16 protein-coding genes are annotated in these 19,171 nt (G+C 68.8%); 9 read left to right on the top strand and 7 right to left on the bottom strand.

Annotated elements, in window-relative coordinates; translation table 11 throughout:
- Positions 1–12 precede the first annotated feature (12 nt).
- Positions 13–1,770 carry an aminopeptidase P family protein gene (locus LI953_RS01810; RefSeq protein WP_227074268.1) on the bottom strand — a complete coding sequence of 586 codons (1,758 nt, stop codon included), beginning with the start codon at positions 1,768–1,770 and terminating at the stop codon, positions 13–15.
- Positions 1,771–1,939: 169 nt separating this feature from the next.
- Between LI953_RS01810 and LI953_RS01815 the strand changes: the two genes are divergently transcribed.
- Positions 1,940–2,173 (top strand): DUF1127 domain-containing protein, encoded by a 234-nt coding sequence (locus tag LI953_RS01815; protein WP_227074269.1) that lies wholly within the window; start codon positions 1,940–1,942, stop codon positions 2,171–2,173.
- A gap of 80 nt (positions 2,174–2,253) precedes the next feature.
- Here LI953_RS01815 and rpsO read toward each other — a convergent pair whose 3' ends face one another.
- Together rpsO and truB are read right to left on the bottom strand one after the other, a co-directional pair.
- Positions 2,254–2,523, bottom strand: coding sequence for a 30S ribosomal protein S15 (gene rpsO / locus LI953_RS01820; protein WP_227074270.1), 270 nt, complete (start codon positions 2,521–2,523; stop codon positions 2,254–2,256).
- A gap of 24 nt (positions 2,524–2,547) precedes the next feature.
- A complete protein-coding gene (gene truB, locus LI953_RS01825; protein ID WP_227074271.1) occupies positions 2,548–3,471 on the bottom strand; it encodes a tRNA pseudouridine(55) synthase TruB in 924 nt (307 codons plus the stop codon).
- 204 nt (positions 3,472–3,675) lie between these two features.
- Here truB and LI953_RS01830 point away from each other — a divergent pair, with 204 nt between their 5' ends.
- The 4 genes from LI953_RS01830 to msrA all read left to right on the top strand — a co-directional run bounded on the left by LI953_RS01830 (position 3,676) and on the right by msrA (position 9,109).
- A complete protein-coding gene (locus LI953_RS01830; protein ID WP_227074272.1) occupies positions 3,676–4,896 on the top strand; it encodes a pilus assembly protein CpaE in 1,221 nt (406 codons plus the stop codon).
- Between the two features lie 95 nt (positions 4,897–4,991).
- Complete coding sequence (locus LI953_RS01835; protein WP_227074273.1) at positions 4,992–5,831, top strand: aldo/keto reductase; 840 nt, start codon at positions 4,992–4,994, stop codon at positions 5,829–5,831.
- 65 nt (positions 5,832–5,896) lie between these two features.
- Positions 5,897–8,326 (top strand): DNA topoisomerase (ATP-hydrolyzing) subunit B, encoded by a 2,430-nt coding sequence (gene gyrB / locus LI953_RS01840; protein WP_227074274.1) that lies wholly within the window; start codon positions 5,897–5,899, stop codon positions 8,324–8,326.
- A gap of 108 nt (positions 8,327–8,434) precedes the next feature.
- Positions 8,435–9,109, top strand: a complete 675-nt coding sequence (msrA, locus tag LI953_RS01845; RefSeq protein WP_227074276.1) for a peptide-methionine (S)-S-oxide reductase MsrA — start codon at positions 8,435–8,437, stop codon at positions 9,107–9,109.
- Between the two features lie 3 nt (positions 9,110–9,112).
- On the opposite strand, the gene bioD is transcribed toward msrA, so the two are convergent.
- On the bottom strand, positions 9,113–9,775 hold the full coding sequence (bioD, locus tag LI953_RS01850) for a dethiobiotin synthase (protein ID WP_227074277.1): 663 nt from the start codon (positions 9,773–9,775) through the stop codon (positions 9,113–9,115).
- Positions 9,776–9,843: 68 nt separating this feature from the next.
- On the opposite strand from bioD, the gene bioB reads away from it, so the two are divergent.
- The 3 genes from bioB to LI953_RS01865 are packed head-to-tail and all read left to right on the top strand — an operon-like array spanning position 9,844 to position 15,067.
- Complete coding sequence (gene bioB / locus LI953_RS01855) at positions 9,844–10,800, top strand: biotin synthase BioB (RefSeq protein ID WP_227074279.1); 957 nt, start codon at positions 9,844–9,846, stop codon at positions 10,798–10,800.
- Positions 10,801–10,804: 4 nt separating this feature from the next.
- Positions 10,805–12,055, top strand: a complete 1,251-nt coding sequence (locus LI953_RS01860; RefSeq protein WP_227074280.1) for an adenosylmethionine--8-amino-7-oxononanoate transaminase — start codon at positions 10,805–10,807, stop codon at positions 12,053–12,055.
- Between the two features lie 33 nt (positions 12,056–12,088).
- Positions 12,089–15,067 carry a glycosyltransferase gene (locus LI953_RS01865; protein WP_227074281.1) on the top strand — a complete coding sequence of 993 codons (2,979 nt, stop codon included), beginning with the start codon at positions 12,089–12,091 and terminating at the stop codon, positions 15,065–15,067.
- On the opposite strand, the gene LI953_RS01870 is transcribed toward LI953_RS01865, so the two are convergent.
- From LI953_RS01870 to LI953_RS01880, 3 genes are read right to left on the bottom strand one after another with little or no spacing between them, the layout of a single operon-like run.
- A complete protein-coding gene (locus LI953_RS01870; protein WP_227074282.1) occupies positions 15,064–16,581 on the bottom strand; it encodes a YifB family Mg chelatase-like AAA ATPase in 1,518 nt (505 codons plus the stop codon). The genes LI953_RS01865 and LI953_RS01870 overlap by 4 nt on opposite strands.
- A gap of 50 nt (positions 16,582–16,631) precedes the next feature.
- The gene (locus LI953_RS01875) at positions 16,632–17,381 is read right to left on the bottom strand and encodes an SDR family oxidoreductase (protein WP_227074283.1); all 750 of its coding nucleotides are present in this window, start codon (positions 17,379–17,381) and stop codon (positions 16,632–16,634) included.
- A 2-nt stretch (positions 17,382–17,383) separates the two neighbouring features.
- Positions 17,384–18,667 carry an amidohydrolase family protein gene (locus tag LI953_RS01880; protein WP_227074284.1) on the bottom strand — a complete coding sequence of 428 codons (1,284 nt, stop codon included), beginning with the start codon at positions 18,665–18,667 and terminating at the stop codon, positions 17,384–17,386.
- A gap of 89 nt (positions 18,668–18,756) precedes the next feature.
- On the opposite strand from LI953_RS01880, the gene LI953_RS01885 reads away from it, so the two are divergent.
- The gene (locus LI953_RS01885; protein ID WP_227074286.1) at positions 18,757–19,170 is read left to right on the top strand and encodes a hypothetical protein; all 414 of its coding nucleotides are present in this window, start codon (positions 18,757–18,759) and stop codon (positions 19,168–19,170) included.
- The last annotated feature ends 1 nt before the right edge of the window (position 19,171 follow it).

The following is a 19,171-nucleotide window of genomic DNA, read 5'->3' on the forward strand; positions in this document are numbered from 1 at the left end:
CCCGGTCAACGGTTATATGGGGGCGGTGGCGGCGTGCAGCCAGCGCCGCGCCGGCTCGTCCAAGGCCGGGGCCAGGGTGTCGTAAACCCGGGCGTGATAGGCGTTGAGCCAGTCCAGCGCGTCGCGCCCCAGCAGCGCGGGGTCGATCAGTGCGCGGTCGAACGGGGCGAGGGTGAGCGTCTCAAAGCACAGGAAGGGCTTGCGCGCGGCGGGGAACTCGGCTTGCTGCACCAGCACCAGGTTTTCCAGGCGGATGCCGTAGGCGCCGGGCAGATAATAGCCCGGCTCGTTGGACAGGATCATGCCCGCCGCCAGCGGCACGGGTTTGGCGGCGCGGGAGATCCCGGTCGGGCCCTCATGCACCGAGAGATAGGAGCCGACGCCATGGCCGGTGCCGTGGTCGTAATCCAGCCCGGCGCGCCACAGCTCCTGGCGGGCGAAGGCGTCGAGATGCGCCCCGGCCACGCCCTCGGGGAAGACCGCGCGGGCCAGCGCGATATGCCCGGCGAGGACGCGCGTGACATGCGCCCGCACCTCGGCCGGGGGCGGGCTGGGGCCGGTCCAGATGGTGCGGGTGATGTCGGTGGTGCCGTCGAGATACTGGCCGCCGCTATCGATCAGATACACCTCGTCCGGGCGGATCGGGCGGTCGCTCTCGGGGGTGACGCGGTAATGGATGATGGCGCCATGCTCGCCGGCGCCAGAGATGGCGGGGAAGCTCTCGCCCTTGAACAGCGCGCCCTGGGCGCGCAAGCCGAGCAGCCGGGCGGCGGCGGAGCGCTCGGTCTCGCCCTGGGCGGTGCTCAGCCAGGCCAGGAATTTCACCATCGCCACGCCGTCGCGCTGATGCGCGGCGCGCGCCCCCGCCTGCTCGGTGGGGTTTTTCAGGGCGCGGGGCAGGGCCACAGGGTCCGGCCCGGCGGCGAGGCGCGCGCCGGCGGCGGTGAGCGCCGTCTCAAACCAGGCGGGCTGGCTGGCGGGGTCAAAGCGCACGCATTGCCCCTTGAGCGCGGCGATGGCCCCGGGCAGGGCGGCGCGGCCCAGCACCGTCACCTCGGGGCCGAGATGCGCCAGCAGATCGGGAGAGAGTTTCTCCGGCGCCATGAAGATCGTGGCCGAGGCGTCGGCGCGCAGCAGCGCGTAGCCGAGCGCGAAGGGGCAGAATTCGAGATCGGCGCCGCGGATGTTGAACAGCCAGGCGAGCGAGGCGGGGTCGGTGAGGATGGCGGCGTCCTGCCCGGCCTCGCGCAGCTGGGCGGCCAGCCGGGCGCGCTTGGCGGCGGCGCTCTCGCCCGCGAATGGCGCGGGGTGCGCCACCGCTGGGGCCAGCGGTGGGGCGGGACGGTCGGGCCAGATCGCGTCCACCGGGTTGGTCTCCACCGCCACCAGCTCCACTCCGGTGAAGCGCTTCAGCCCCTCCGGGCTGATCAGCCAGGGGTCGTAGCCAATGCGCTTGCCGGCGGCGCGGGCCAGCAGCCAGGCTTCGGGCTTGTCCTCGATGATGTGCAGGCGCTGCCACAGCGCCGGGTCGGTCTCCTGCGCCAGTTGCAGTGTGTAGCGGCCATCGGAGAACACCGCCGCCTCCCCGGCCAGCACGATGGCCAGCCCGGCGCTGCCGGTGAAGCCGGTGAGCCAGGCGAGACGCTCGGCGCTGGGCGGCACGTATTCGCCCAGATATTCATCGGCGCGCGGGATGATGAAGCCATCCAGCCCGGCGGCGGCGAGGTGGGCGCGCAGGGCAGCGAGATGGCGGCTATGTTCTGAGTTCATGCGTCAACTCCATGACATGCGGGGGATGCAATGCTGCATCGCCGCAAAATATTCCCGGAAACGGCCTGTTCCGCGGTATAAGCGCCGCCGAGGAGAGTTGAACCTCTCCATTTGCGGAGTGCCGCTGGGTCGTGGTGACTCGGCCGCTCCCCGGTAAAACAGGTGAACCATGTCTGCGACTATCCATAACCCGACCACCCTGGGCAAGTTCGGGGCGTTCGTCTTCGCGCGGGAGCCGCGCCAGACGGGCGACAACCCCCGCATGACCTTGGCTGAACGCTTCCGCGCCTGGCGCGAGCGCCGGGCGGCGGTGGCGGAGCTGAGCCGGCTTTCCGACCGCTGCCTGGCCGATATTGGCCTGACCCGCGACGGGATCGAGGAGCTGGTCCGCGCCGCACATTAAGGCGCCCCGGCCCGCCAGATACAAAAAACGCCGCCCGAGAGTTTCGGGCGGCGTTTTTATTGGGGCTGTGCCCCGCCGGATCAGCGGCGCAGATTCAGGCGGCCGATGAGGTCCTGGTAGCGCTTGACGTTCTTGCGCTTCAGGTAGTCCAGCAGCGAGCGGCGCTGGCCGACCAGCACGAGCAGGCCGCGGCGCGAATGGAAATCCTTCGCGTGGGTCTTCAGGTGCTCGGTGAGGTTGGCGATGCGCTCGGAGAGCAGGGCAACCTGCACTTCCGGGCTGCCGGTGTCGTTGGCGGCGGTGGCGTATTCCTTGATGAGCTCCGTGCGGCGCTCTGGCGTGATCGACATCGTGATGTTCCTTAAAAACAGAGGTTAAAACAAGCGTTCCGGCTTCAGCCAGCCCTCATGGAGCCGGGCCAGCGCCGCAACGCGCCCCGCCGCCGTAATGCGTACCAGCCCGTTATCGGGGTTGGCGCTTTCCGGAATCCGCCCCATCAGGTCCACCAGGCTGATCGCCTGGCCCTGAGACAGGGCGTGGAACTCTGCGGCGTTCAGGGCCAGAGCCGGGATGTCGTCCAGCGCGGTCGAGAGTGGCAGCAGCGTTTCGGCAAGAGTGGCGGGCGTATGCGCCGGATCGAGGAATTTGTCCAGCGGAACCGCCATTTTTTCAAGAAACGGGCCGACCCGCAGGCGGCGCAGCTTGGCGATATGGCCCACCGTGCCGCAGGCGCGGGCGAGGTCGCGGGCGAGGGCGCGCATATACACGCCCTTGCCGGACTGCACCTCGAACTCGGCATGGTCGGCATCGGGGCGGCCGATCAGCTCGAAGCGGTCCACCTGCGCCGGGCGCGGCGGCAATTCGGGCGGGCGGCCTTCGCGCGCCATGTCATAGGCGCGCTCGCCCTCCACCTTCAGCGCCGAAAACACCGGCGGCACCTGCATGATGTTGCCGATGAACTGCGGCAGGGCGGCGCGGATCTGCGCATCGCTGGGCCGGGCCTCGGAGGTTTCGGTCACCTCGCCCTCGGCGTCGTCGGTGTCGCGCGCCTCGCCGAAGCGGATGGTGAAATGGTAGATCTTGGTGCTGTCCATCACATAGGGGACGGTTTTGGTCGCGGCGCCGAAGGCGATCGGCAGCACGCCGGTGGCCAGCGGGTCCAGCGTGCCGCCATGGCCCGCCTTCTGCGCGTCGAGCGCGCGTTTGATCTTGTTCAGCGCCTGCGTGCTGGTGATCCCTTGCGGTTTGTCGAGGATGATCCAGCCGTCGAGTTTGCGGCCTTTTTTCTGCCGAGCCATGCGAATCCTGAGTCGTGGTGAAGCGGCGCTGATAGGCCATGCCGCGCCGCGGGAAAAGAAGGCAAAGCGAAATACCTGCCCCCCGCGCCATGGTCGTTAATGGGAGAGCAATCATTGTCTGCTCAGATCGGGGCGTCAGGAAAAATTCCGGCACCGTGCTTCCGCCCGACCCCGTTTCCCCGATCCAGCCCGAGGATTGCCGCCATGCCAGATGACAGCCGGACCCTTACCGCGCCGCCCGAGCGCCCCAGCTTCGCCATGCCGGCGCTGCCGCGCCCGGCGCTGGGGAAGCGGGAGACATTCATCGGCTTCGTGCGCGACGAGGCGAGCGCCGCGCTGCTGCATGAATGCCTGGCCGGGCGCATCCCCAATGATAACCGGGTGCATGTCGTTGATTTCCGCGCCAGCCTGGAGATTTTGGCGGCGATGACGACGCCGGAGGTGGTGCTGGTCGATCTCTCCGGCGAGGCCCAGCCGGTGAACGCGATCATGGATCTGGCCGAAATGGTGGAGGAAGGCACGGTGGTGCTGGCCGTCGGAGAGCACCAGAGCATCAATTTCTACCGCACCGTGACCAAGGGCATGGGCGTGCGCGAATATCTGCAAAAGCCGCTGACCAGCGAGGCGGTGGCGCGCAACTTCCTGCCCTGCTTCGCCGCGGGCGGCGCGCCACCCGCGGCGGCGCAGGCGCGGGGCGGGCGCATGGCGGCGGTGGCCGGCACGCGCGGCGGCGTGGGCACCACCACCATCGCCGTGAATCTGGCCTGGTATATCGCCACCGAGCTGCGCCGCCACACCACCTTGCTGGATGGCGCTCTGAATAACGGCACGGTGGGGTTGCACCTCAACCTGCCGCCCTCGCGCGGGTTGACCGCCGTGCTGGAGGCGCCCGAGCGGGTGGATGGCTTGCTGCTCGAACGCTCGATGCAGGACGCGGCGGACCGGCTGCATGTACTGGCCGGGATGGAGGAGCTGGAGCGCAATGCCGCGTTTTCCGCCGAGAGCGCGGTGAAATTCATCCAGCTGATCCGGGGGCGCTATAATTTTGCCGTGGCCGATGCCGGGGCGCGGCTGGAGCCCTTTGCCCGCGACCTGCTGTTCAACGCGCAGCAGCGCATCATCGTCATGGACCCGAGCATGATCTCGGTCCGCAATCTGGAGCGGCTGGCCACGCTGCCGGGCGGCTCGGCGCAGGCGCCGCGGCCGCTGCTGGTGCTCAACCGCGCCGGGGCGCCGGGCGGGCTGGCGCAGAGCTATATGGAGCAGACCATGGGGTTGCGCTTCGACGCTGTGATCCCCGATTTGCCGCGCATCGTGCCGCGCAGCACCCAGCTCGGCACCCCGGCGGCGGCGTTGCGCGGGCCGTTCCGCGACGGCATCGCGGCGCTGGCCAAGGCGGTGGGGGAGGTCCATTTCTCCGGCTAAAGCCGGTTGCCCGTCAGGACGCGGATGGACAACGCGGCGCTGTGCGTTAAATATCGAAATCCTGCTGAATAGCGAAAATTTCCGAGGAGTTTCGTATGACCGCACAACTGCCCCCGGCGCCGACGCTGCGCCTCGCCAATGGCGTGGAGATCCCCCAGCTCGGCCTCGGCACCTGGCCGATGGACGACGCCCAATGCGCCGTGGCCGTGACGGCCGCCATCGAAATGGGCTACCGGCTGATCGACACCGCCGAGAATTACGGCAACGAGGCCGGGGTGGGCGAGGGCGTGCGCAATGCCAGCGTGCCGCGAAGCGAGGTGTTCATCACCACCAAGTTCAACCGCAAATGGCATAGCGCCGCGGGTGTGCGCGAAGCCTGTGAGGCCAGCCTGAAGCGCTTGGGCACCGATTATATCGACCTGTTCCTGATCCACTGGCCCAACCCGGACCAGGACCGCTATGTGGAAGCCTATGAGGCCCTGACCACGCTACTGGCCGAGGGCAAGCTGCGCGGCATCGGCGTGTCCAATTTCAAGCCCGCGCATCTGCGGAAGCTGTTCGAGGCCGGCTTCGTGCCGCATCTCAACCAGATCCAACTCGACCCGTACCGCCAGCGGCGGGACATCGTGGCCATCCACCAGGCCAAGGGCATCGTTACCGAGACCTGGAGCCCGATCGACCGCAACGGGCCGATGCTGCACGACCCGGTGATCGCGGGCATCGCCAAGGCGCATGGCAAGACTGTGCCGCAGATCGTGCTGCGCTGGCATGTGCAGTCGGGCTATGTGACCACGCCGAAATCCGCCGATCCGCGCCGCCAGGCGGAGAATCTAGACATTTTCGGCTTCGCCCTGAGCGCGGCGGAGATGGCGGCGCTGCACGCGCTCGACAACCCGGCCGCGCCGGTGCTGAACGCCGACGAGTTCGGGCATTAGGCAGCAGGGGGAAATTCTGCTAGAAGCGGGGCTCCAAACCCGATCCTGGAGCCCCCGGAGCACGAATGTCTGACGTTACCCCGCCGACCCCGCATGACGATGCCTATGACGCCGCTTCGATCAGCGTGCTGAGGGGGCTGGATGCCGTGCGCAAGCGTCCGGGCATGTATATCGGCGACACCGATGACGGCTCGGGCCTGCACCATATGGGCTTCGAGATCATCGACAACGCGGTGGACGAGGCCCAGGCGGGCTTCGCCGACCGCGTCGAGGCCGTGCTGAACGGCGACGGCTCCATGACCATCCGCGATAATGGCCGCGGCATCCCCACCGACATTCACCCCGAGGAGGGCATTTCCGCCGCCGAGGTGGTGCTGACCAAGCTGCATGCGGGCGGCAAGTTCAACCAGAACAGCTACAAGGTCTCGGGCGGGTTGCACGGCGTGGGTGCGGCGGTGGTGAACGCGCTCTCCGAGTGGATGGAGGTGCGGATCTGGCGCAATGGCCAGGAGCATTTCATCCGCTTCGAGCATGGCGACACGGTGCAGCCGCTGATGGTGGTCGGCGCCTCCGACCGCCCGACCGGCACCGAAGTCACCTTCAAGCCCTCCGCCGCCACCTTCACCCATACCGAGTTCGATTACGCGGTCTTCGAGCGCCGGCTGCGCGAGCTGGCCTTCCTCAATTCGGGCCTGGCCATCCAGCTCAGCGATGAGCGGCACGAGCCGGCGCAGCGGGCGGAATTCCATTATGATGGCGGCATCGCCGAGTTCTGCAAATGGCTGGACCGGGCCAAGACCTCGCTGATCCCGGTGCCGATCACCGCCGCCTCTGAGGTCAAGGAGTCGGGGATCAAGGTCGAGTTCGCCTGTTCGTGGAATGATTCCTACCACGAGACCATGCTGTGCTTCACCAACAACATCCCGCAGCGCGATGGCGGCACGCATCTGGCCGGGTTCCGCGGGGCGCTGACGCGCGTGCTTGGCAATTACGCCAAGAGCATGGGCAAGAAGGACGGCACGGAAATCTCCGGCGAGGATATGCGCGAGGGGCTGACCGCGGTGCTCTCGGTGAAGGTGCCGGATCCGAAATTCTCCTCGCAGACCAAGGATAAGCTGATCTCCTCCGAGGTGCAGCCGGTGGTGCAGGCAGCGGTGGCCGACGCGCTCGGCCATTGGTTCGAGACGCACCCCAAGGAAGCCAAGCTGATCGTGCAGAAGGTGATCGACGCCGCGGCGGCGCGCGAGGCGGCTCGCAAGGCGCGTGAGCTGACGCGGCGCAAGGGCGTGCTGGACATCTCCTCGCTGCCCGGCAAGCTGGCCGATTGCCAGGAGCGCGACCCGGCGAAATCCGAGCTGTTCCTGGTCGAGGGTGACTCCGCCGGCGGCTCAGCCAAACAGGGGCGCGACCGCAAATTCCAGGCGATCCTGCCGCTCAAGGGCAAGATTCTGAACGTGGAGCGCGCGCGCTTCGACAAGATGCTGGCCTCGGCCGAAATCGGCACGCTGATCACGGCGCTAGGGGCGGGCATTGGCCGGGCCGAGCCGGAGCAGGGCGGGTTCGACGAGGGCAAGCTGCGCTACCACCGTATTGTCATCATGACGGACGCCGACGTGGACGGCTCGCATATCCGCACGCTGCTGCTCACCTTCTTCTACCGGCAGATGCCGGCGCTGATCGAGAAGGGCTATCTGTATATCGCGCAGCCGCCGCTCTACCGCGCCAAGCGCGGCAATGACCAGCGCTATTTGAAGGATGACGACGCGCTGGAAGCCTTCCTGCTGGAGCGCGCGATGGGCGAGGCGGCCCTGGTCTCCGGCGCCCTGACCCTGGCCGGGGACGAGCTGCGCGCCGAGACAGGCTGGATCGGCCAGGTGGTGCACCGGCTGAAGGCGCTGAGCAGCCTGCTGCCGTTGAATTATCTGGAGCAGATCGCCATTGCCGGGCTGTTCGCCCCGGCGGCGCTGGGCGATGCAAGCAAGGACGCGGCGCTGGTGGCGCGGCTGAACGCGCTTTCCCACCCCACCGAGCGCGGCTGGGTCGTGACCTCCGACGCCACGGGCGTCACGCTCGGGCGCACCGTGCGCGGCGTGGCCGAGCGCTACCATCTGGACGCCGCCGCCCTGCGCACCGCCGAGGCGCGCTATCTGGCCGAGCGCGCGCCGCGCCTGGCCGAGCTGTTTGGCGGCGGCGCGACCCTGGCCATCGACGGCCCGGCCAAGCCCGTGCATGGCCCGGCCGCGATGTGGGAGGCGCTGCTCGCCTATGGCCGCAAGGGCCTGACCATCAGCCGCTTCAAAGGCCTGGGCGAGATGAACCCGGAGGAGCTGTGGGCCACCACGCTCGATCCGTCGGCGCGGCGGCTGTTGCAGGTGAAGATCTCGGATGCCGAGGATACCGACCAGATCTTCGCCACGCTGATGGGCGATATCGTGGAGCCGCGCCGGGAGTTCATCGTCTCCAACGCGTTGAAGGTCGCCAATCTGGACGCCTGAGCCCCCGCGGCATTGAATCCATGCCCGGCCGGGCATGGATTCCCCGGGGGCGCGTGCCTAACTCTCAGGGCGCGGGCTGGCATCGGCGCCAGCCGCTCGAGGAGAGTGATGATCTTTCGCCCCCGTTTCTGGCTGCCGGGTTTGGCGGCCCTGGTTTTCTCAGCCGCGCAGGCGCGCGCCGCCGTGCCACCCCCGGCTTATGACCCGCCTGACGCCGCCAGCACGGAAACGGCGATCCTCTCCGGGGGCTGCTTCTGGGGCATGCAGGGCGTGTATGAGCATGTGCGCGGTGTGAGGAAGGTTTATGCCGGATATACGGGCGGCCCGGCGGCGGCGGCCAATTATGAGAGTGTCAGTACCGGCGCCACCGGCCATGCGGAGTCGGTGCAGATCATGTTTGACCCGCGCGTGATCTCCTATGGCCGCATCTTACAAATTTATTTCGCCGTGGCGGCCGACCCGACGGAGCTGAACGAGCAGGGGCCGGATGTGGGCACGCAATACCGCGGCGAGATCTGGTACGAGACCCCGGCGCAGCACCAGATCGCCATCGCCTATATCGCCCAGCTTTCCGCCGCGCATAACTTCGCCGCACCGATCGTCACCCGCGTCGACCCGGCCATGCCGTTTTACCAGGCCGAGGCGTATCACCAGGACTTCCTGGAGAACCATCCCGACTACCCGTATATCGTGATCAACGACCTACCCAAGCTGCAGGCGTTGCGGGCGTTGTTTCCGGCGGATTACCAGGCCCAGCCGGTGCGCGCGCTGCCTGCGCCCTGAGGGTTACAGCGTTGCCGCCAGCTTGCGCAGCGCGCCGTCGTCGAAATCGCGCTGGACGATGTGGATCGGGCAGGAGATGAAACGCGCCAGCGTGGCGGCGGTCTCCTCGGGCAGCACGGGGGACACCTCGCTCTCGCTCAGCACCACGGCGGCGACGCGGATGCCATGCGCGGCCAGGAACGCCCCGGTGGTGACGGTGTGGCTGATGGTGCCGAGATACGTGCCCGCGACCAGGATGGCGGGCAGTTTGAGCGCCACCATGAGGTCGACGATCAGATGCTGGTCGTTCAGCGGCACCGCCGCGCCGCCGACGCCCTCGATGAGCAGCGTGCCGCGCGCGGCCTCGATGGCGGCCTGGCAGAAGATGGTGACATCGTTGAACACGATCCGCCGCCCCTCGCGCACGCCGGCCATGTCGGGCGAGAGCGGGGCGGCGAAGCGCCAGGGCGAGATGGTGGCGATATTTTGCGCGGTGATCGGCCGGCCCATGGCGGCGAGCAGGCGGGCGGGGTCGGTGCCGGAGACATCTTGCGGGTCGTAGCCGGAGAGCACCGGCTTGATCGCCGCGAAATCGCGCTTCAACTCACGCCCGGCCCGGATCAGCCCGGCGGTCACATAGGTCTTGCCGACATCCGTCCCGGTGCCGGTGATGAAATAGCTTGCCATACTCGTCCTTTTGCCTCTCTTGAAGCATGGGATTAACCTGTGCCGCAATTGAGTGATGGAGTTGAAGCGTGCCTGAGAGCCATATCGCCACCAAGCCGCGCTGGAGCCGCGCGGATGTCGCCGCCCTGCTGGCGTTGCCGTTTCCGGAGCTGCTGTTCCGCGCCATGAGCGTGCACCGCGAGCATTTCGACCCGACCAAGGTGCAGATCTCCACGCTGCTTTCCATCAAGACCGGCGGTTGCCCGGAGGATTGCGGCTATTGCCCGCAGGCCGCCGGGGCGGAGACGGGGCTGAAGGCGAACAAGCTGATGGAGGTGGAGACGGTGCTGGCGGAAGCCCGCGCGGCCAAGGAGAAGGGGGCCTCGCGCTTCTGCATGGGCGCGGCGTGGCGCAGCCCCAAGGACCACGATCTGGACGCGGTGTGCAGCATGGTCTCGGGCGTGAAGGCGCTGGGCATGGAAACCTGCGTGACGCTGGGCATGCTCACCCCCGCGCAGAGCGGCAAGCTGAAAGAGGCCGGGCTGGATTACTACAACCACAACCTCGACACCTCGCCCGAGTATTACGGCCAGATCATCACCACCCGCACCTATCAGGACCGCTTGGACACGCTGGAGGCGGTGCGCGACGCGGGCATCAATATCTGCTGTGGCGGCATCGTCGGCATGGGCGAGGATGAGACCGACCGCGCCGGGCTGCTGGCCACGCTGGCCAGCCTGCCGGAGCCGCCCGAATCGGTGCCCATCAACGCGCTGGTGGCGGTGGAGGGCACGCCGCTCGCCAAGGCCGAGAAGATCGACCCGATCGATTTCGTGCGCGTGGTGGCGGCGGCGCGCATCACCATGCCGCGCAGCTATGTGCGGCTCTCCGCCGGGCGCGAGGCGATGACCGACGAGGCCCAGGCGCTGTGCTTCCTGGCCGGGGCGAACTCGATCTTCCATGGCGAGAAGCTGCTGACTACCAAGAACGCCACGGTGCCGCATGACGAGGCGCTGTTCGAGAAGCTCGGCCTCTCGGCCGCGTGAGCAGATGAGCTGGCTGGAGACGGGCTGGCGCCATGTGTGGCTGCCCTATGCCCAGATGCAGACCGCGCCGCTGCCCCTGCCCGCGATGCGGACCGAGGGCAGCCGCATCTTTCTGGAAGACGGGCGCGTGCTCATTGACGGCATCGCCTCCTGGTGGACGGCGGCGCATGGCTACAACCACCCGCATATCATTGGCGCGGTGGCGGCGCAGCTGGAGCGTATGCCGCATGTGATGTTCGGCGGGCTCGGGCATGAACCGGCCTATCAGCTGGCCACGCGCCTCGCCGCGCTGCTGCCCGGCGCGCTCAACCGCGTGTTCTTCACCGATTCCGGCTCGGTGGCGGTGGAGGTGGCGATCAAGATCGCGGTGCAGGCGAGGCTCAACCGGGGCGAGCGCGGGCGCACCAAGGTGCTGGCCTTCACCGGTGGCTATCATGGCGATACGTTGGGCACGATGGCGATCTGCGACCCCGAGGAGGGGATGCACGCCATGTTCACCGGGCTGCTGCCGGAGCATCCGGTGATCCCGCTGCCGCGCGAGGCGGCCAGCATCGCGGGGTTCGAGGCTTTTCTGGAACGCGAGCATCAGAGCCTGGCGGCGATCATCGTGGAGCCGCTGGTGCAGGGCGCGGGCGGCATGGTGCTGCACCCGTCCGAGGTGCTGCGGCGGCTGCGCCAGGCGGCCGATCATTACGGGCTGACGCTGATCTTCGACGAGATCTTCACCGGCTTCGGGCGCACCGGCACGATGTTCGCCTTTGAGCAGGCGGGGGTGGCGCCGGATATCATCACGCTGTCGAAGGCGCTCACCGGCGGCACCTCGCCGCTCGCCGCCACCATCGCCACGGATGAGCTGTTCGACGCCTTTCTCTCCGACAGCCCGATGACGGCGCTGATGCACGGGCCGACCTTCATGGCCAACCCGCTGGGCTGCGCGGCGGCCAATGCCTCGCTCGATTTGTTTGAGACCGAGCCGCGCCTCGCCCAAGCCGCCGCCATCTCGGCGCAGCTGGCGCGTGAGCTGGCGCCCTGCCGCGGCTTGCCCGGTGTGAAGGATGTGCGCATGCTGGGCGCGATCGGCGTGGTGGAGCTGGAGCGGATCGAGAACCCGGCGGCGCTGCGCCAGGCGCTGGTCAGGCAGGGCGTGTGGATCAGGCCGTTCCGCAACATCCTCTACCTCACCCCGGCGCTGACCATCGCCGCGGACGAGTTGTCGGCGCTGACCGGGGCGATCAGGGCCGTGCTGGCGGGTTGACCAAACCTGCCTCGTCTGCAACCTGACCGGGCAATGCCGCGCCCCGCCCATGAGATTCTCCGCCCCGATTGCCCCGTGAAGCCCGCCTGGGGCGTGTTCGACGCGGGCTGGTATCTGCATCATTACGCCAAGGCCCGTGAAGCCTGCGCGGGGCAGGGGACGGAGGCGGTGCTGGATTATTACCTCGCCACCGGGGCGCGGCTGGGCCACAGCCCCAACCCGGTATTCGACGAGGCGTATTACCTCGCCGCCAACCCGGATATCGCGGAACTGGTGCGCGCGGGGGGGTATGCCTCGGGCTTCGACCATTTCTGCCAGAGCGGGCATCGCGGCGTGTCGCCACATTGGCTGTTCGACGACGCGCTCTATGCCGATCTCTACGAGGATATGACGCTGGAGATCCTTGACGCGCATGGCTGTTTCGGGCGCTACGATCATTATCTACGCTCCGGCCAGCGCGAGCGACGGATGGGGCATTTTCTGTTCGATGGTGCCTTCTACCGCGCGCGGGCGCTGGAGGCGGGGATTCCGGCGGACCAGATCGACGGGCCGGGGCCGTATGCGCACTTCCTGGCCACGCTGGGCGGTGGCGGGGATGAGCTGGCACCCGCCGTCTATTTCGACACGGCTTGGTATGTGGAGCATCATCCGGGGGCGAAGGCGGAGATCCTGCAGGGGCGCTACCGGGGCGCGCTGCATCATTACCTCACCAACCCCGCCCCGGTGCATTTCGACCCGGTGGCGCAATTCTCCGAGGCGTTCTACCGCCGCCGCTACCCCGATATCGCCGCCGCCATCGAGGCCGGGCTGTACCGCAACGCCTATCAGCAATTCGTGCAGTTCGGCTGTTTCGAGCTGCGCCAGCCCGCGCCGGATATCGATCTCGCCTATTACCGTGACCTGCATGAGCGGGTGCGCAACGATCTCAACGCCGGGACGGTGCGCGACGCCTTCGCGCATCTGCGCCTGATCGGGCTGCCCGAGGGGCTGGCCTATTGCCCGCCCGAGGCGCCGCCAGCGCTGGACGAGGCCGGCACGCGCGAGGCGTTTTTGAAGAAGGCGCGGGCGGATCTCGCGATTTTCGCCCGCCAGCGGCTGGATTTCAGCTTTGCGGGCGCGCCGGCGGTGAGCGTGATCATGGTCGCGCATAACCGCTTCGAGCTGACGATGCGCGCTTTGGCCTCGCTGCGGCGCAATTTCGCTGGGGCGATCGAGCTGATTCTGGTGGATAACGGCTCCGGCGACGATACGCGCCGGATCGGCACCTATGTGCAAGGCGCGCGGATTTTGCGGACGGGGCAGAATTTCGGCTTTCTGCGCGCGGCGAATCTGGCGCTGGCGGAGGTCTCGGCTCCGGCGCTGCTGTATCTGAACAACGATGTCGAGCTGGGATACGGCGCGGTGGCGGCGGCGCTGGCGCGGCTGGAGAGCGCCCCGGAGATCGGCGCGGTGGGCGGCAAGGTGGTGCGCTCCAACGGGCTGTTGCAGGAGGCCGGCTCGATCATCTGGAATGAAGGCACCACGGCCGGCTATCTGCGCGACGCGCCGCCGCTGGCGCCGGAGGCGAATTTCCTGCGTGCGGTGGATTACTGCTCGGCCGTGTTCCTGCTCTGCCGCACGGCGCTGGTGCGCGCGCTGGGCGGCTTCGACGAGGATTACGCCCCCGCCTATTACGAGGACGCGGATTTATGCGTGCGCATGCTCGGCGCCGGATACCGCGTGATTTACGACCCGGCGGTGACGCTGGAGCATATGGAGTTCGGCAGCGCCGCCACCACCGAGGCGTCGATGGCGCTGATGCGCCGGGGGCGGCGGCTGTTCCGCGCCAAGCAGGCGGCCTTCCTGCAAGGTCAATATCCGCCCGCGCCGGAAAACCTGGTGCTGGCGCGCGGGCGCGGCGGCCGGAAGCGCGTGCTGTTCATCGAGGATACGGTGCCGCTGCGCCGGCTCGGCTCGGGCTTCGTGCGTTCGGCCGATATCGTGCGGGCGATCACGGCGGCAGGGTATGAGGTGCATGTCTTCCCGATCAACGGCGCGCCCTATGACCATATGAGCCTGTATGGCGAGCTGCCCGAGGGGGTGGAGGTGATGGCCGGGCGGGATTTCGTCAGCCTGCCGGAATTTCTGGCCGGGCGGCGGGCGGTTTACGATCTGGTCTGGGTGGCGCGCACGCATAACCTCGCCCGCGTGCGGCCCTTGCTGGAGGAAGCCGGGATCGCGGTGCCGGTGGTGCTGGATACCGAGGCGATCGCCACCGGGCGCGCGGCGGCGCTGGCCGCGCTGCGCGGCGAGGCGTTTGACTTCGCCGCCGCCTTCGCCACGGAATTCGCCTGCGCCGGGGCGGCGGCGAAGCTGCTGGCGGTGAACGCGCCTGAGACGGCGCTGCTGCGTGCCGCGGGGCTGGATGCGGAAATGCTGGGCACCGCGCGCCGCCCCGCGCCCACGCCGCGCGGCTTCGCCGGGCGGGCGGGACTGCTCTTCGTGGGCGCGATGCACCAGCCGGACAGCCCGAATCTTGATGCGCTGCGCTGGTATGTGGATGAGATCTACCCGGCCCTAGCGGCGGCATTGGACGAGGCGCCGGTGCTGCACGCCGCCGGGCACATGGCGCGCGGCGTGGCGCTGGCGGGGATCGCCGATCATCCCGGCATCGTCTGGCATGGCGAGCTGGATGATTTGACCCCGCTCTACGACGAGGCGCGGCTGTTCATCGCGCCCACGCGCTACGCCGCGGGCACACCGTATAAACTCTACGAGGCCGCCGCCTTCGGCCTGCCCTGTGTGACGACAACGCTGCTCGCCGGGCAGCTGGGCTGGGCGGACGGGCGGGAGCTGCTCGCCGTACCGGTGGGCGATGTGCGCGGCTTCGCGGTGCAAATCGCGCGGCTCTACCGCGACGAGGCGCTGTGGACGGCGCTGCGCGAGGCGGCCCTGGCGCGGCTGGCGGCGGCGCATCGGCCGGAGGATTTCGCAGCCGAGGTGTCGGCGATCCTGGCCGGGGTGCTGGGCTAGGCGCTGGGCGCGGGGGCGCGGCCGGGCTGGCGGTGGCGGTAGGCCAGCGCCTCGGCCACGTGTTGTTTATGCACCACCTCGCTGCCGGCGAGGTCGGCGATGGTGCGGCCCACGCGCATCGCGCGGGTAAAGCCGCGGGCGGAGAGGCGCAGCCGCGTGGCGGCATGTTCGAGGAAGTGCCGCGCCTCGTCGGTCAGCGCGATCAGCTCGCCCCCGGCCTCGGCATTGCTGGTGGGGCCATCCTCGCCATAGCGGGCGCGGGCCAAGGCGCGGGCGGCGGCGACGCGCGCGGCCACGGCGGCGCTCGGCTCGCCGGGCGGGGCCCAGGCCAGCTCCTTGGGCGAGAGCGGTGTGATCTCGATGACGATGTCCATGCGGTCGAGCAGCGGGCCGGATAGCTTGTTCTGGTAATCCTCGCCGCAGCGCGGGGCGCGGCTGCATTCGCGCGCGCCATCGCCCAGATAGCCGCAGCGGCAGGGGTTCATGGCCGCCACCAGCTGGAAGCGCGCCGGGTAGGTGATATGCGCGCTGGCGCGGGAGACGGTGGTGTGCCCGGCCTCCAGCGGCTGGCGCAGGGCCTCCAGCGTGGCGCGGGGGAATTCGGGCATCTCGTCGAGGAACAGCACGCCGCGATGCGCCAGCGAGACCTCGCCCGGCCGGGCGCGGTTGCCCCCGCCAGCGATGGCGGCCTGGCTGGCGGAGTGGTGCGGCTCGCGGAAAGGCGGGCGGGTGATGAGCTGGCCGTCGCGCAGCAGCCCAGCGACGGAATGCACCATGCTCACCTCCAGCGCCTCGCGCGCCGACAGCTCGGGCAGCAGCCCCGGCAGCCTTGCCGCCAGCATCGACTTGCCGCCCCCCGGCGGGCCGATCATCAGCAGGTTGTGCCCGCCCGCCGCCGCGATTTCCAGCGCCCGCCGTGCGGTTTCCATGCCGCGCACATCGGCGAGGTCGAGCGCGGGGCCGCCGCCGCCGAGCTGCCCGGCGGGCGGGGCGGGCATGAGCTGCGTGCCGCGGAAATGGTTGACGAGGCTGAGCAAGTCCGGCGCGGCGAGCACCTCGATCTCCCCGGCCCAGCCCGCCTCGGCGCCCTGGGCCTGCGGGCAGATCAGCCCCCAGCCGCGCCGCGCCGCGCCGATGGCGGCGGGCAGCACCCCGGCCACGGGGTTGATGCGGCCATCGAGCGAGAGTTCGCCCAGCGCGGCGAATTGCGCCAGCTCCTCGGCGGGCAGCACATCCATCGCCGCCAGCACGCCGAGCGCCACCGGCAGGTCGAAATGGCTGCCCTCTTTCAGCATGTCGGCGGGGGCGAGGTTGACCAGCACGCGCTTGGGCGGCAGCGCCAGCCCCATGGCGGTGAGCGCCGCGCGCACCCGCTCGCGCGCCTCGCCCACGGCTTTGTCCGGCAGCCCGACCATCAGGAAGCCCGGCAGCCCGGCGCTGATCTGCACCTGCACCTCGACCCGCTGGGCCTCGATGCCGGCGAAGGCGAAGGAGTTGACGCGCGTGATAGCCATGACCTGCCCGCAAAAGTTACGGGCAGGTTAATAATGCGACTGGAAGTTGTCTAGCCGCGCTTGATGACGAACGGCCCGGTGGATTGGCAGGTCGGCATCATCTCGATGCGGTTGATGTTCATGTGTTTGGGTAGCGACACGATCCAGGACGCGGCCTCGGCGATGTCGTCGGGCGTCAGCGGCGTGGTGCCGGCATAAACTGCGGCGGCTTTTGCCTCGTCGCCATGGAAGCGCACCTGTGAGAATTCCGAGCCGCCGCACAGGCCGGGCTCGATATCGGTGACGCGGATGTTCCGCCCGACCAGATCGGCGCGCAGATTGAGCGAGAACTGGCGCACGAAGGCCTTGGTCGCGCCATACACATGGCCGCCGGGATAGGGGTATTCGCCCGCCACCGAGCCGAGATTGAGGATGGTGCCCTCATCGCGCGCCACCATTTGCGGCAGGATCGCGCGGGTCATGTGCACGAGGCCGGAGATGTTGGTGGCGATCATCGTGTCCCATTCGGCGAGATCGGCTTCCCAGGCCGGGGAGAGGCCCAGCGCCAGCCCGGCATTGTTGATCAGCACGTCGATGCGCCGCCAGGCTTCCGGCAGGCTGTCCACGAAGCCGGTGACGGCCGTGGCGTCGGTCACGTCCAGCGCCACGGGCAGCAGCTTGTCGCCCAGCTCCGCCGCCAGCTCTTGCAGCCGCTCGGCCCGCCGCCCAGTGGCGATGACGCGATGGCCATCGCGCACGAACCGCCTTGCGATGGCGGCCCCGAACCCGGCCGTGGCGCCCGTTACCAGAATTGTCTTCATGTTCACCCCAGATTTGCGCGTGTGAAATCGATGGCTAGGTCAGCGCCGTCCACCCGCACCCGGCTCTCACGCGGGGCGGTTTGGGCGATGACCTGGCCACGCCGGATAACATAGAGGCGCTCGGCGCGAATGCGAATCGCCTCGAACGCGTTTTCCGCCTGCAGCACCACCAGATTCGCATCGCATCCTGGCGCCAGGCCGTAATTCGGCAAGCCGAGAATTTTCGCCGGGGTCTCGGTGACGGCGGCGAAGCTGGCGCGGATCTCGCTCTGCGCGGTGAGCTGGCCGACATGCAGGCCCATGCCCGCGACTTCCAGCATGTCATGCGTGCCGAACGAGTACCACGGGTCCATCACGCAATCATGCCCAAAGGCGACCGGCACGCCCGCCGCCATCAGCTCCTTCACCCGCGTCATGCCGCGGCGCTTGGGGTAGGTGTCGTGCCGGCCCTGCAAGGTGATGTTGATGAGCGGGTTGGCGATGACGCCGACCCCGGCCTCGGCGATCAGCGAGATCAGCTTGGAGGCGTAATAATTATCCATGGAATGCATCGAGGTGAGATGCGATCCGGCGACGCGCCCCTGCATGCCGTGGCGCACGGTTTCCGCGGCCAGGGTCTCGATATGGCGCGAGAGCGGGTCGTCGGATTCGTCGCAATGCATGTCCACCCGCGCGCCGCGCTCGGCGGCGATGCGCATCAGCGCGCGCACGCTCTCCGCGCCGTCTTGCATCGTGCGCTCGAAATGCGGGATGCCGCCGATCACGTCCACGCCCATGTCGAGCGCGCGTTGCAGGTTGATGGCGGCGTTGGGGTAGCGCAGATAGCCGTCTTGCGGGAAGGCGACGAGCTGGATGTCGAGATAGGCGCGCAGATCGCGGCGCAGGCGGGTGAGCGCCTCCACCGCCAGCAGCCGGTCGTCGCAGATATCGACATGCGAGCGGATGGCCAGCGTGCCGCGCGCGATCGCCCACAGGCAGAGCTTCTTCGCGCGCTCGTAAATCGCCTCGACGGTGAGATGCGGCTTCAGTTCGCTCCATAGCGCGATGCCCTCCAGCAGCGTGCCGGATTCGTTGAGCCGGGGCTGGCCGAGCGAGAGCGCGGAGTCGAGATGCAGATGCGCGTCGGCGAAGGGTGGGGTGACGAGGCGGCCGGTGGCGTCGATCACCTGGCCCGCCTCGGCCTGGAGGTTGGGCTGCACGGCGGTGATGCGCCCGGCCTGGATGCCGATATCGGTGTTGGTGCGGCCATCCGGCAGGGCGGCGCCGCGGATGATCATGTCGAGCATGGTCTGGTGAAGTCCTCCGGCTGAAATGTCCGGCCCAGCATGGCCGCCTGCCTGTTGCCGCGCAAGCCGCCTGTGGCTACACGGAAACCATGCGCGCCCTTGCCCTTCTGGCTGTTCTGCCTCTCGCCGCCTGCGCCCTGCCGGGGCGGGAAACCCTGGCGCCCAACCCGGTGACCCCCGGCATGGCCGAGATCGCCGCTGCCGAGGCCTTCGCCGGGCGCATTCCGCTGGTCAGCATCCAGCCCGGCACCACCGATTTCGCCGCGCCGCTGAAGAGCGCGGTGGCGCAGGCACTGGCGATCAAGCCGCAAGCGTTGTTTGAGGTGGCGGCCGAAGCCCCCGCCGCCAGCCCCGATGCGCAGGCGCAGGCGCTGCAGAGCCTCGCCCCGCAGGCGCAAGCCGTGGCCCAGGCGATCACCGCCGATGGCGTGGCGCCGGGGCGCGTGAGCCTGGCCGCGCGCGGCGGCGGCGCGGCACCGGTTATCCTTGTTTACGTGAAATGAG

The organism is Acidocella sp. KAb 2-4 (assembly GCF_020567705.1).
Taxonomy (GTDB): Bacteria; Pseudomonadota; Alphaproteobacteria; order Acetobacterales; family Acetobacteraceae; genus Acidocella.

What these genes read in the sequence shown, in the direction of transcription:
- LI953_RS01810 (WP_227074268.1), bottom strand. Translation starts at nt 1,770, where the DNA reads ATGAACTCAGAACATAGCCGCCATCTCGCTGCCCTGCGCGCCCACCTC.
- LI953_RS01815 (WP_227074269.1), top strand. Translation starts at nt 1,940, where the DNA reads ATGTCTGCGACTATCCATAACCCGACCACCCTGGGCAAGTTCGGGGCG.
- rpsO (WP_227074270.1), bottom strand. Translation starts at nt 2,523, where the DNA reads ATGTCGATCACGCCAGAGCGCCGCACGGAGCTCATCAAGGAATACGCC.
- truB (WP_227074271.1), bottom strand. Translation starts at nt 3,471, where the DNA reads ATGGCTCGGCAGAAAAAAGGCCGCAAACTCGACGGCTGGATCATCCTC.
- LI953_RS01830 (WP_227074272.1), top strand. Translation starts at nt 3,676, where the DNA reads ATGCCAGATGACAGCCGGACCCTTACCGCGCCGCCCGAGCGCCCCAGC.
- LI953_RS01835 (WP_227074273.1), top strand. Translation starts at nt 4,992, where the DNA reads ATGACCGCACAACTGCCCCCGGCGCCGACGCTGCGCCTCGCCAATGGC.
- gyrB (WP_227074274.1), top strand. Translation starts at nt 5,897, where the DNA reads ATGTCTGACGTTACCCCGCCGACCCCGCATGACGATGCCTATGACGCC.
- msrA (WP_227074276.1), top strand. Translation starts at nt 8,435, where the DNA reads ATGATCTTTCGCCCCCGTTTCTGGCTGCCGGGTTTGGCGGCCCTGGTT.
- bioD (WP_227074277.1), bottom strand. Translation starts at nt 9,775, where the DNA reads ATGGCAAGCTATTTCATCACCGGCACCGGGACGGATGTCGGCAAGACC.
- LI953_RS01860 (WP_227074280.1), top strand. Translation starts at nt 10,805, where the DNA reads ATGAGCTGGCTGGAGACGGGCTGGCGCCATGTGTGGCTGCCCTATGCC.
- LI953_RS01865 (WP_227074281.1), top strand. Translation starts at nt 12,089, where the DNA reads ATGCCGCGCCCCGCCCATGAGATTCTCCGCCCCGATTGCCCCGTGAAG.
- LI953_RS01870 (WP_227074282.1), bottom strand. Translation starts at nt 16,581, where the DNA reads ATGGCTATCACGCGCGTCAACTCCTTCGCCTTCGCCGGCATCGAGGCC.
- LI953_RS01875 (WP_227074283.1), bottom strand. Translation starts at nt 17,381, where the DNA reads ATGAAGACAATTCTGGTAACGGGCGCCACGGCCGGGTTCGGGGCCGCC.
- LI953_RS01880 (WP_227074284.1), bottom strand. Translation starts at nt 18,667, where the DNA reads ATGCTCGACATGATCATCCGCGGCGCCGCCCTGCCGGATGGCCGCACC.
- LI953_RS01885 (WP_227074286.1), top strand. Translation starts at nt 18,757, where the DNA reads ATGCGCGCCCTTGCCCTTCTGGCTGTTCTGCCTCTCGCCGCCTGCGCC.